We start from the raw sequence: 12,186 nt of genomic DNA, 5'->3' as shown, positions 1-12,186 counted from the left end.
CACCTCCCTTAGAATGCTTTTTCCAGAATTTCCAGTATCTCCTGTTCTCCGACATACTTCGGATTGACGATCATGGCCCCGTCGTTCAAGGCGGTTTTCGCGACCGAAACAAAATCCTCCCTTTTGGCCGGTGTTTCCCGCAGCGACATGGGAAGTCCGCATAAATCATGATATTCCGCCGTCATACGGCGAATCACGGAAATGGTTTCGCGCCCTCTCTTCCCCTGCGGCGTTCCTGCAAAAGCCTCCGGCCCCGCAAGCGGAAGAAGAAGCTCCCCGTAAAGATCCCCGATTTTATCAAAATTATATTCCATGCAGATCGGCATCAGAATGGTCATGGCTTCCCCATGGGGTACGTGACAGACGCCCCCCAGCGCGTGACCGATTGCGTGGATCATGCCGACCATGGAATTCGAAAAGGCCGCGCCCGCCATAAACGCCGCGTTTGCCATTGCGTAGCGCGCCTTTTGGTCTTTCCCGTTCCTGACGGAAACGGACAGGCTGTCCCTGATCAATGTGATTGCCGAAACCGCAAACGTGTCGCTCAGCGGGTTTTTCTGAAGGCAGGTATAGGCCTCCACCGCATGGCACAGCGCGTCCATTCCGGTGGAAGCGGTGATCCGCGCGGGCAGAGTCAGCGTCATTCTCGGGTCCAGAACCGCCGCGTCCGGCAGAAGATGGCTGGAGATAAATTCCATTTTGATCTGTTTTTCCGGATCGAGAATCACTGCGACCATAGTGGCCTCCGATCCCGTTCCCGCGGTGGTCGGCACGGCAATAAACGGGATACGGGCGCCGCAGTCTATGTTTTCACACCCCATTGCAGAAAGAATATCGTCGATTCCCTGGGAAATCAGAAGCTTAACCCCTTTTGCCGTGTCCAGAACGGAACCGCCGCCCACCGCAATCAAACTGTCGCAGCCAAGACTTCTGTAAAGCGCCGCGGCACGGTTGACAACGGCGGAGGAGGAGTCTGGCGGAATTTCCGTAAAACATCCGCGCGGAGGTATTCCGCCGGAAAGGAGCGCGTCGCTGACCGTCCGGAGAACTCCGATCTTTTCCAGCATGGAATCGGATAACAAAAGGGGGTTTTCCGCCCTCAGATCCGTCAGAACGCTCGGGATATTTTCCAATGCAAATTGACCGGACAGCAATTTAGGCGGATTGCAGAATTCAAAATAATCCGGCAGCATTTACTATCAGCCTCCTAACAGGGCTTGGCAATAGACAAAAACGGTGGAACATTCCTTCTGTGGAAACCTCTTAAGAATCTTGCCGGCGATAAATCTGGGAAAAAGATACCCTTCGATCACATCCACGCAGTGGACCAGCGTCATACAGTCAAAGATACTGCCGCTGAGTAAAAACCTGTGCTGAGCATAAGCCTGGGCGACTCCGATTCTGCCGCTCAGGACAAGGAACGCCGCGTCAATGCTGCGGAACGTGACGGTCATATCGGCCCGCGGCCTGCCGGAGGATTTTATCATACGGATCCCATCGTCCCCGCGGGCAAGTGTCACGGACGGTCCGTTGAAAGAAGCCTTCATGCAAAGTACAAAACCCGGCTCCCAGCTTTTAATTTCCCCGCGCACTGTTTTGTCGCGGCGGGATAGCACCTGAAAAGCACGTCCCAAAAAGAAAAGGACTACGCGTGCGGCCAGGCGTTTGGCGGCAAGTTTTAATTTTTGCCGAACTCTGATTGAAGTCGTGTTAAAACACCCTCCTTTGTCCGCCGGATTACAATTCGCGGATAAATCTCGTTTTACGAATTGGTACACGTCGTTTCAGAAATTATATGGCAGATTTTGTAACTATTATAGTGCCGATATCAGGTAATTACAAGAGTGAATTCATTTCGGCATGCAAAAACCGCTTTCTTAACGAAAACGGTTTCATTCCATGCATATCGTTTGTTTTCCTATGGGTCCGGATTACCCCCCCAGATAAGCCTGCTTTACAGAATCATCCTGCAATAGGTCGGAAGCCTTGCCTTCCAGAACGATGTTGCCCGTCTCAATCACGTAGGCGCGGTTTGCGATGGAAAGCGCCATGTTCGCGTTCTGCTCGACCAGCAGGATGGTAGTTCCTGAACCGTTGATTTCTTTGATAATATGAAAGATCTCCTGAACGATAATCGGAGCGAGACCCATGGAAGGTTCGTCCAGCAGAAGAATTTTCGGCCTTGCCATCAGCGCCCGTCCCATGGCGAGCATCTGCTGCTCTCCGCCGCTCAAAGTCCCGCCGCGCTGCTTCATGCGTTCTTTCAGCCTTGGAAATTTGGCGTAAACCATTTCAAAATCTTTTTTGATTCCGGCATCGTCTTTCCGGCAGTAGGCCCCCAGCTGCAGGTTTTCCATCACCGTGAGGTTCGAGAAAATACGGCGGCCCTCCGGCACATGAGAAATTCCGAGATAAGGTATTTTGTACGCGGGATACCCGTTCAGTTTTTTATCTTCAAAGGTAATCGTTCCGCTTTTCGCCGGAACAAGACCGGAAATCGCCCGAAGCGTCGAGGTTTTTCCAGCGCCGTTCGCACCGATCAATGTGACGATTTCGCCCTCTTTTACTTCAATATTAATATCCGTCAGCGCGTGAATCGCATCGTAATAGACGTTCAGGTTCTGAATTTTAAGCATCGGCGGCCTCCTCTCCCAGATACGCCTCAATGACTTTTTTGTTGGTCTTAATTTCATCCGGAGGCCCCTGAGCGATGATTTTTCCGTAATCCAGCACAACGATGTTTTCGCATACTCCCATAACCAGTTTCATATCATGCTCAATCAGCAGAATTGCAATTTTGAATTCCCGGCGGATCCACTGGATCAGATCCATCAGGTTCTGCGTCTCCTGCGGATTCATTCCGGCCGCCGGTTCATCCAGCAGCAGCAGCTTCGGCTGAGTCGCAAGCGCGCGGGCAATCTCCAGACGTCTTTGCTGCCCGTAAGGCAGGTTGCAGGCTTTTTCATTCTTCAATTCCAGCAGGCCGAATATTTTCAGCAGATCCAGCGATTTTTTTTCGATCTCTTCTTCCTGCCTGAAATAAGAAGGCAGGCGAAAGATGGAGGAAACCAGTGAATAATGTGCCTGATACGCATAAGAAACCTTGATATTATCCATCACGCTCAGGTTCTTCATCAGGCGGATGTTCTGGAAGGTCCTGGATATTTTCTTTTTTGTAATCTGATGAGGCTGTATTCCCTGAATGCTTTCCCCATTAAAGACAATTTTTCCGCTTGTAGGCGCGTAAACCCCGGTCAGCATATTAAAAACGGTTGTTTTACCCGCGCCGTTTGGCCCGATTAAACCGAAAAGATCGTTTTCCTCCATGGAAATGGAAAAATCCGAAACCGCCGTTAAACCGCCGAATTTGATGGTAATATTTTCTATATCAAGCAGCGGCATGGTCTTCACCCCTCTCTTTCGGTTTCGCCGCACCGGATTTTCTGCGCAGAAAACTGGTCACACGGATATTCTTGACTCTGAGAATCATAATGACAATCAACAGCAGCGGATAAATTACCATTCTCAGATCGCCCAGGAACCGAAGCACTTCCGGCAGCAGCGTCAGGATGCTGGTGGAAGCAATGCACCCGACGAAACCGCCCGTGCCGCCAAGAACAACATAGATGACAAAGTCGATGGACTTCAGAAAATTAAAGCTGTTCGGGTCGATAAACATCATCAGGAACGCGTAGAGCCCGCCCGCGTACCCGGCAAAAAAAGCTCCGGTTGTAAACGACATGATTTTATATCTGGTTGTATCGATGCCCATTGCCTCCGCGGCAATTTCATCCTCCCGTACGGAGATCATCGCGCGGCCCTGATTGGCATGAACAATATTATAGAGAATCGCAATGGTGGCGATCATGGAAAAAAACACCCAGGCAAACGTCGTCTTCGGCGGAATCCCCGCAAGGCCCTGCGCCCCTCCGAGCGCGTCGATGTTCTGGATGGCCACAACAACGATCTGGCAGAAGCCCAGCGTTGTAATGGCAAGGTAATCCCCTTTCAGCCTCAAGGTGGGAAGACCGATCAGAAAGCCGAAAACAGCCGCGACGACGCTTCCGCAGAGCAGCGACAAAAAGAACGGCAGCCCTGTATTCATCTGGATAAAAGCCGACGCGTAAGCGCCGATGGCCATAAAGGCCGAATGGCCAAGCGTCAGCTGCCCGGTATAGTTAATGATGAGGTTGGTGCTCAGCGCAAGAATGATATTGATACAGATGACCATCAGGATCTGCGAATAATAGGCATTGATAACATCCGTTTGAATCAGGACGAACAACACGCAGAATACAACCAGAGAAGCGGCCAGAAAAATCACACCGCGTTTTATATAAGATTTCAAACCGGCCACCTACACTTTCTCTTTTACCGCCTTGCCCAAAAGGCCGGTCGGCTTGATGATCAGAATGACGATCAGAATCACAAACGCAACGGCGCCGGCAATTTTGGAATTGATGGCCGCCATGAACGTTTCCACAACACCAAGAATAATTCCGCCGACAAACGCGCCGGGGATTAATCCGATTCCGCCGAGAACCGCAGCGACAAACGATTTAATTCCCGGCATCATGCCCATGTAAGGGTCCAGGCTGGAATACAAGATGGCAACCAGCATTCCGGCCGCGCCTGCCAGCGCCGACCCAATCGCGAAGGTCATTGAAATGGTGGTGTTTACATTGATTCCCATGAGAGCCGCGGCGTCCTTATCCAGCGAAGTGGCCCGCATGGCTCTTCCCATTTTTGTGTGATTTACAAAAAGATTCAAAAGGACCAGCAAAAGCAGGGAAATCCCCAGAATGATCAGATGCAGAGCGTCCGAGCGGATCGGGCCGAACATGACCGTCTGCTGCTTCAAGATATCGCCCGGATAAGTTCTGGGGTTGCCGCCGAACATGGCGTTAAACCCGTTTTCCAGCAAAAGCGAAACGCCGATCGCCGTGATCAGCAAATTGATATTAGTGGTTCTGCGCAGCGGCTTATACGCCACTCTCTCAATCACAACGCCCAGCAAAGCCGAGCCGAGCATTGCAATCAGCAGCGCCGGAATAAACGGCAGACGCGCGTAGGTCGCGACAAAAAAGCCAATGTATGCCCCCACCATATAAATATCGCAGTGTGCAAAGTTAATCAGTCCGATAATTCCGTAAACCATTGTGTATCCCAACGCAATCAAAGCATAGACGCTTCCCAGGGACACGCCGTTGATCAGCTGCTGCAGGAATTCGATCAGAGACAATTTGTTTTCCCCCTTAGCTTTATGAATCAGGAGCATACTCCCCCGGGCGGGGAAGTATGCTCTGTCCGACTCATCAAAAGCCCAGTTAATGAAGCTTACGGTTCAACCTTGGTGTAGAAGGTCTCCTTCCCGCCGTCCGTCTTGATGATAACAGCGGACTTGATCGCGTCGCGGTTTTCGTCAAATTTGATATGGCCGGAAACAACGGTGCCGTCATATGCTTTCAGAGCTGACTGAATGGCAGCGGAGTCGGTGGATCCTGCTTTTTGAATTGACTGAACGAGGACTTTCCCCGCGTCGTAATTCAACGCCGCCATCGCGTCCGGAGCATCCGTGGTATTATATTTCGATTTGAAATCCTTGATGAACTGCACAACCTCCGCAGAGGTATCGTCCGGAGAATAATGGTTGGAGAAATACGCGCCGTTGACCGCGTCTCCGCCGATTTTGAACAGATCCGCCGAATCCCAGCCGTCGCCGCCCAGGAAAGTCGCCTTGATGCCGGCACTGCGCGCCTGCTTCGCGATCACGGCAACTGTGGAATAGTAATCCGGCAGGAACAGGACATCCGGATTCGTCGCGGCAATTTTGGTCAGCTGAGCGTTAAAATCTTTGTCGCCCGTCAGATACGTCTCGGAAGAAACGACTTTTCCTCCGTTCGCTTCAAAGCTCTTTTGGAAATTCTGTGCCAGGCCCTTGGAATAGTCGTTACCGTTGTCATACAGCATGGCGGCGGTTTGGGCTTTCAGATCGCTGCTTGCGAGCTTCGCGACCACCTTGCCCTGGAACGGATCGATAAAGCAGGTGCGGAAAATAAAATCGCCGACTTTTGTCACTTTTTCGTTTGTGCCGGTACCGGTCACCATTGGAATTTTGTACTGCTGAGCAATCGGCGCCAGAGAAAGCGCGCAGTTGCTGGTCAAGGGTCCTACAATCGCCACTACCTTGTCGTTGTCGATCAGCTTTTTACCGACGGTTGCCGCGGTGGCGGGTTTCCCCTCGTCGTCGACAAAAACGAACGTGAGCTTCTGCCCATTGATCCCGCCGTCCGCGTTCACCTGGTCTTCGAGAAGCTGCAGAGCTTTCTGTCCGGACTGGCCGAACGCCGCAACGGAACCTGTCAGCGGCATGACGGCACCGATTTTCACCTCGCCGGAAAGAGCCGCGCCGGATGAGCCGGATGATGCGGAACCGCTTGCTGCGGATGACGCCGCTGCCGATGTCGCCGCGGAAGAACTGCCCGATGCGTTCTGGCAGCCGGTAAACGATGCTACCATTGCAGCGCTTAATGCAAGTGCAACCAACTTCTTGTGCATAACGAAACCTCCTGAAAATAAAATATAATAAAAACAGGGCGTTGAAACCAGCTTTGCTGCCGCTGGCTCAAACACCCTTGTTAAAGCGATGATATTAATTTTTTAATGATTGAAACAGCTAAAGTATTTATGATTCATTATCATACACAGCTTTTTTTAATTTGTCAATCCTGTAAGATAATATTTTTTAAGTTTCAAAATAATTCCATCATGTACATTAAAAAGTTAAGTCCGGCATATTTCTTTCTAGTCATTGCATGATATTTTTTTTAACTTTCATAAGTCGGCGATGGAGCGGCCTTTAGGGAGAAGCTTTCCGCATAAAAAATGAGACCCCTGTCTGAGGAATCTCATTTCTCCGATTAGTAAAATATAGTTACAAATTTAATATTGAAAAAGTCGCATGTCAAAATATCATCGGATTCTGCTTCTCGAAGCAGGATGTAGTTTGCTCCGACTCCGACCAATAAGCCGGCCTTATCGGTAAAAGTATTGGTTCCGATTAAAAATTCGACCCGAACTCTTCTCCCAATCTGAGTCCTTAAAAAGCCGTTTAAAAATTCAATGCTTTCTGCCGTCATCGGCGCCGATTGGGTCATATCCGTAATAGGCATCAGCTGAGCGGTGGCCGGTGTTGACGCTTGACCGACACCTGCGGTTCCCATTACGGCGCCCTGAATCGCAGGCTGCTGCATTGCCGAAGGAATCACGGCCGTCTGCATGGAACCGCCTGCGCCTGCTCCCTGCATGGAGGTATCCATGGATGAAGAAGGATCGGCTTTCGTTTTTCCGGGCATTTGTATTGTCATCGCGTTATTGTACGCGCCCATTCCGGTCTGCTGGCAATTGGAACACACACCCGGATTCGCATACACTGCGCTGTAACCGGGAATTTGTGGATTCATCATATTTCACCTCTTTATGTCTTTGCATATTTTTGGGTTGGAGCGTAATAGCAATGATGATTAATTCTGGTGTAGATAATACCAACTCCGCCCGCCGGAAAATAGCTGGTGCAATTTGGGTTGTACGGGTTATAATAAAAAAGAGAATTTCCGACGGCATTAAAGGTATTGTTGGCAAGCGCCCAGTCAGCTATTTCATAGTGGATTTCTTCCGGATCCATATTGTAAACATTTTGCGGGTTATAAGCGCCGCCAACGCTTGTTTTCATACAGGTAAACTGCCCCGGCTGTTCGATGATGGCCCTGATGTTTCCTCCGTTGCTCACACGAAAAAATTCCCCGTAAGGGACGTTCCTCCTGTTTACAAGAACAGAAGCAACACCGTACATACCGTTGTCGCCTTCACCGCCCGCTTCGCATTGAATCAGCCTTGCGAGTAATTCCTTATCATTATATGGCATGGTAATCCCCATTTCTATTTCTGTATTGACAATACTATAATATGTTTGGAGATTTCTTCGGACACAATAAATTTCGACGATCCTGTTTTTGCGTCCAGATCAAACCGCACGTTGAACGCCGCCATGCCTAAGCCCGAACCGTGTTCAACGGTTATCTTGCCGAAAAGAAAGCCGAAATCACGCGGTACCGGGCGGCATATGCAAACATGCGGATTTTTCAGATGATGAAAAGAATCGCATACCGGAAAAACACCCGAGTTTATTCTGAACTCCACGGCATAGCCGGTAGTATCTTTTCCACAGCAACGGCGCAGAGCGGCGGCATTTCTGCCGCCGCTCTGCGTTATAAAATATGGGAAAGGCTTCATTTGCGGGTGCCATTTGAAAGCCATCGCAAACAAAAGACGGCTGAAGCGGTTTACTTGAGAAAAATTTGAGATTTTCTTTGTAAACTTTTAAATTCAGCCATTAAATGAAAGGGGTAACCTTATGAATAAAAAAATTTTATTGGTGGACGATGAAAAAGGCATTGTCGCTATGATGAAAAGTTGTTTTGAAATGTCCGACTATAAAGTTTACACTGCCTTTAGCGGGAAAGAGGCGCTGCAAAAAGTAGTTTGCAAGCCTGACATCATTCTGCTTGATATCAATATGCCTGAAATGGACGGCCTTTCTGTATGCCAGCGTATCCGCGAGCATTTGTCATGCCCTATTTTATTTTTGACTGCTCGTATTGAAACAAGTGATAAAATTAAAGGATTTGGTGTTGGTGGGGATGATTATATTGTAAAACCTTTCGATCTTGATGAATTAGGGGCAAGAGTGACCGCCCATCTGAGGCGCGAAAACCGGAAACAAGGGCAATCTGAATTGCGATTTTTCGATGATATGACAATAGATTACTCAAAACGTGAAATCGAAATTGCCAGAGTACAAGTGCCCTTTCCAAGAAAGAATTTGATATTGTGGAATTGCTCTCCACAAATGCCGGTCAAGTGTTTGATCATGAACGGATTTATGACGCGGTATGGGGCTTAGAATTTGTCACCGTCCCAGTTCTGTCTATTTTAGAGGCGGCGGTACTTTCGATTGCAGCTTGTTTAGCTGTAACTTGCTTTCCACTGGAAAAAATCGCAAAAATGAATATTGTGGATTCAATAGAAGCGGTTGAATGATTTTTGCCTTAAACAGCCACTGCATGACTTATGACAGGCTGTGCATCATCTCTTTTGTCGTTTGATACAGCTCGTCAAATATTTTCCGGTTTTTCCGGTAAACGGCATGGTTTTCCATGTTGGGTTCAATGAGCAGTTCCGGCTGAATCACATGTTCCATTTCACTCCAACTGCGGTAAGCCCCTCCGGCTAAGGCGGCCATAATCGCATCTCCGTAGGAAGCCCCAAACGAAACCCTGGCAGTGCAAACGGTTCGCCCCAGAATGTCGGCAATGATGTGAAGCCACGGCTCATTTTTTGTTCCGCCGCCCACAGCCATTATCTTTTTAATGGGTAAATTATTTTCTTCCAGAATGTCAAAATGCTGGGCTATGGAATACCCAATTCCCTCCAAAGCCGATTTATAAAGATGTGCCCTCGTATGGCCGAGCTTAAGTCCAAAAAAGACTCCTTTTGCAAATGGATCGTTAAGGGGGGTCCTTTCCCCCGCAAAATAGGGCAGGGTTATTAAGCCGTCGCTTCCTGCCGGTATGGTTTCAACGCTTTCCGCCATGGAGTCGAAAGCATTCTTTCCATCTTTTTCCCGGGCAACCATATCAAAATAGAGTTCATCGCGAAACCACTTTGTCAAGGTCCCCGCCGTATTCGTTCCCGCACACACGCTGTACGTATCCGGAATGATAAACGTGCCGGGCCAGACTCTGCGGTCCTGGATCAGCCTGTCCGCCAAATAAATGAAATAGCAGGAAGAACCAAGCTGAATCATGATATCACCGGGTTCAAAAATACCGGTACTGATCGCTTCCGCGCCGGAATCGCCGGTGCCTACCAGAACTTTGGTGTTCTCATTCAGTCCCGTTTCAGCTGATGCCTTCGCAGTAACGGTACCGGCCGTTTCCGTTGCTCGCATGACCTCGGCCAATTGATTCGGCCCGCAGTAAAGGGAACAATTCTCTTCACTCACCGCGTCTGCTTTTAAATCGTACAGAGGTGCAAAATCCTCCGCCAGATATTTGTCAATGCAATAGCGCCCGGTCAATTTGGCAGTAATATAGGACGACGCCGTCAGAAATTTATATGTTCGGGAATAAACGTCGGGAAGATGATTTTTTATCCACAGTATTTTGGGGGCAATGTCAGAGGAACATATGGGATGGCCATATAGTCTCTGAGCCGCCTCTTCTCCATAATATCGATTCAGATATTCAATCTCCCGGTAGCTTCTCGAATCGATCCCATACAAGATTGCATTGCATAAAGGAGTGCAGTTCTGATCAACAGGCAGACAGTCACATCCAAGGGCACTGACCCCCATGCAGATAATTTGAGACGGGCTGACGCCGGATTCCCGGATAAGGGCTTTGCTGACGGAACAGACATCCCCCCACCATATCTTCTCTGCATCCTGCTCAAAAAAATTCGGCTGAGGATTTTCCACTTCGTGTTTTTTTGCGGAATATGCGACCACATTGCAGCCAGAATCAATTAGGACTCCCTTTGTTTCATTTGTGCCTACATCGATCCCCATAAAATAGCGTGATTCCATGTTATCCCTCTTTTCATGCGTGCTTTTTCCGGAATTCATCGACTTTTTTCATAAATTCGGAAACCCGGTCCGTACTGATTCTCCCTGTAATTTTTCCCCCTTCCTTAAACGTCGTCCCGACATAGGCCCCGTCCGCGACGCCAAGTATGGATTCTACATTTTCAAGATTGCAGCCCGTTCCGCAAAAAACCGGAGTATCGCCGGCGGTCGCCTTGATCTGCGACATCTGGGACAAGGACGGCTTACTTCCGGCCATTCCTCCCGCAACCACCAGGCAGTCCGGCCGGCAGTTAAAAAGCAGTGTCCTCGCAATGTCGGAAAGCTCCCGGTTTCCCAGGCACGCTTCCCCCTCCCCGTTAATAAAATAAGTCAGCTTCAGATTGTCCAGCCGAAGCGCACTTTTTAACCGGATCGTCTTTCCAATGTCCCTGTCAATCAAACCGAGATCCCCCGCCCATACTCCTGCAAACATGCATCGGGTGAACTGCGCAGCCGTAGCCGCACAGATTTCGATTGTGGCGTCAGGGTCATAAATTGCCTCCACGCCGAAAGGAACCGTAAAATCTTCCGATAATGCTCCCACCACATAGGCCATGGCAGCCAGAGTCTCGGGAGAAACTTTTTTCTGATATGGAAGGCTGAATTCATTGGTAACCAGCACTCCGTCGACTCCCCCGGCCTGCAAGGACTCAAGGTCGGATTTCGCCCGATTAAGAACCTCTTTCAAGGTACTTCCATCCTTATAAAACAACGGATCGCCGGGCAGTGCTTTTAAATGCAGCAAACCAATAATGGGTTTTTCCGTATGAAACATATCATAAAGCCAGGACATGCGTTTTCCTCCCTTGATATATAATGTTATATAACGATATATATCATAACAAAAGTGTTATATAAAGTCAATGACATAAATAAATTTATGTGAAAATACTCTAAACAGAAACCGCATGCAAAGAAAAAACGTCCTTAAAGTAAGAGGGGGATACTCAGCTTTGTGATAGCAAATCGCCCCAAGCAACGACGCCAAAGGCATAAAGCACGTCCTTGAATGGCTCTATAGCCAAATCACGGCGTATCTGGTGTTTTGTTATAGAGAAAGGCATTTTGATTTTTGCAGGAAAGGAGGGGCGCATGGCGACCGCGCGCCATATTATCAAGGGGATAGCATCGCATTCTACAGTAAATTATTTCCATTTCACGCGGCCTTAAAAACACCTACGGATAGCCCGGTGTTATTACAGGGAAAAATAATAAGGATATTGATTTTAAAACAGTATTATCCACATTACGAAGGCCAATAATTCACGAAGTATATTTTTCGCTGAGAGCTAAAATGGCACTCGATATAGGAACCAATTTCAAAAATTTGCCAAATTCGGTCCACACTTAGTCCACAAGCGCCGGGATGTGCGCGGTCACAAGAAGCAATCGGTTGAATAACTTTGCGTTTCCACATTCAGTCTCCAACTTGCGCTATGAAACGGTGGCGTCGTCGGAATGCGCTCTTAATAAGATTTCAGCCAATGATTGCCTATTGTCAA

General features: G+C 48.8%; 14 protein-coding genes. 3 read left to right on the top strand and 11 right to left on the bottom strand.

Annotated features, from left to right (window positions below; genetic code table 11):
- Positions 1-8: 8 nt before the first annotated feature.
- From HCR03_RS19580 to HCR03_RS00235, 9 genes are all read right to left on the bottom strand, one after another.
- The gene (locus HCR03_RS19580) at positions 9-1,193 is read right to left on the bottom strand and encodes an iron-containing alcohol dehydrogenase (RefSeq protein ID WP_187036091.1); all 1,185 of its coding nucleotides are present in this window, start codon (positions 1,191-1,193) and stop codon (positions 9-11) included.
- A gap of 6 nt (positions 1,194-1,199) precedes the next feature.
- Positions 1,200-1,547 carry a hypothetical protein gene (locus HCR03_RS00270; RefSeq protein ID WP_156990229.1) on the bottom strand — a complete coding sequence of 116 codons (348 nt, stop codon included), beginning with the start codon at positions 1,545-1,547 and terminating at the stop codon, positions 1,200-1,202.
- A gap of 384 nt (positions 1,548-1,931) precedes the next feature.
- Positions 1,932-2,636: an ABC transporter ATP-binding protein gene (locus HCR03_RS00265; RefSeq protein WP_066648994.1), complete on the bottom strand. Its 705-nt coding sequence runs from the start codon at positions 2,634-2,636 to the stop codon at positions 1,932-1,934.
- Complete coding sequence (locus HCR03_RS00260; protein ID WP_066648996.1) at positions 2,629-3,402, bottom strand: ABC transporter ATP-binding protein; 774 nt, start codon at positions 3,400-3,402, stop codon at positions 2,629-2,631. The genes HCR03_RS00265 and HCR03_RS00260 overlap by 8 nt, the downstream gene beginning before the upstream one ends.
- Positions 3,389-4,348: a branched-chain amino acid ABC transporter permease gene (locus HCR03_RS00255; RefSeq protein WP_139104143.1), complete on the bottom strand. Its 960-nt coding sequence runs from the start codon at positions 4,346-4,348 to the stop codon at positions 3,389-3,391. Before HCR03_RS00255 ends, HCR03_RS00260 begins: the two co-directional genes overlap by 14 nt.
- 9 nt (positions 4,349-4,357) lie before the next feature.
- Positions 4,358-5,278 (bottom strand): branched-chain amino acid ABC transporter permease, encoded by a 921-nt coding sequence (locus tag HCR03_RS00250; RefSeq protein WP_066648998.1) that lies wholly within the window; start codon positions 5,276-5,278, stop codon positions 4,358-4,360.
- Positions 5,279-5,337: 59 nt separating this feature from the next.
- The gene (locus HCR03_RS00245) at positions 5,338-6,558 is read right to left on the bottom strand and encodes an ABC transporter substrate-binding protein (RefSeq protein ID WP_187036089.1); all 1,221 of its coding nucleotides are present in this window, start codon (positions 6,556-6,558) and stop codon (positions 5,338-5,340) included.
- Between the two features lie 362 nt (positions 6,559-6,920).
- A complete protein-coding gene (locus HCR03_RS00240) occupies positions 6,921-7,466 on the bottom strand; it encodes a hypothetical protein (protein WP_228725039.1) in 546 nt (181 codons plus the stop codon).
- Positions 7,467-7,477: 11 nt separating this feature from the next.
- Positions 7,478-7,924, bottom strand: a complete 447-nt coding sequence (locus HCR03_RS00235) for a cell wall hydrolase (protein WP_066649186.1) — start codon at positions 7,922-7,924, stop codon at positions 7,478-7,480.
- A 221-nt stretch (positions 7,925-8,145) separates the two neighbouring features.
- Between HCR03_RS00235 and HCR03_RS00230 the strand changes: the two genes are divergently transcribed.
- Genes HCR03_RS00230 through HCR03_RS20425 form a run of 3 tightly spaced genes read left to right on the top strand, consistent with a single transcriptional unit; the run spans position 8,146 to position 9,099 of the window.
- Positions 8,146-8,361: a hypothetical protein gene (locus HCR03_RS00230; RefSeq protein WP_139104144.1), complete on the top strand. Its 216-nt coding sequence runs from the start codon at positions 8,146-8,148 to the stop codon at positions 8,359-8,361.
- Positions 8,362-8,413: 52 nt separating this feature from the next.
- The gene (locus tag HCR03_RS00225) at positions 8,414-8,962 is read left to right on the top strand and encodes a response regulator transcription factor (RefSeq protein ID WP_407926826.1); all 549 of its coding nucleotides are present in this window, start codon (positions 8,414-8,416) and stop codon (positions 8,960-8,962) included.
- Positions 8,890-9,099 carry a hypothetical protein gene (locus HCR03_RS20425; RefSeq protein WP_407926825.1) on the top strand — a complete coding sequence of 70 codons (210 nt, stop codon included), beginning with the start codon at positions 8,890-8,892 and terminating at the stop codon, positions 9,097-9,099. Before HCR03_RS00225 ends, HCR03_RS20425 begins: the two co-directional genes overlap by 73 nt.
- A gap of 28 nt (positions 9,100-9,127) precedes the next feature.
- Here HCR03_RS20425 and HCR03_RS00220 read toward each other — a convergent pair whose 3' ends face one another.
- The gene (locus HCR03_RS00220; protein WP_066649188.1) at positions 9,128-10,645 is read right to left on the bottom strand and encodes an FGGY-family carbohydrate kinase; all 1,518 of its coding nucleotides are present in this window, start codon (positions 10,643-10,645) and stop codon (positions 9,128-9,130) included.
- 13 nt (positions 10,646-10,658) lie between these two features.
- Positions 10,659-11,477 carry a BtpA/SgcQ family protein gene (locus HCR03_RS00215; RefSeq protein WP_066649019.1) on the bottom strand — a complete coding sequence of 273 codons (819 nt, stop codon included), beginning with the start codon at positions 11,475-11,477 and terminating at the stop codon, positions 10,659-10,661.
- Positions 11,478-12,186 lie beyond the last annotated feature (709 nt).

The sequence above is a fragment of the Caproicibacter fermentans genome (genome assembly GCF_014303955.1).
GTDB lineage: Bacteria > Bacillota > Clostridia > Oscillospirales > Acutalibacteraceae > Caproicibacter > Caproicibacter fermentans.
The sequence above is the reverse complement of the archived record's forward strand: the minus strand, read 5'-3'. Positions and strand labels throughout refer to the sequence as shown.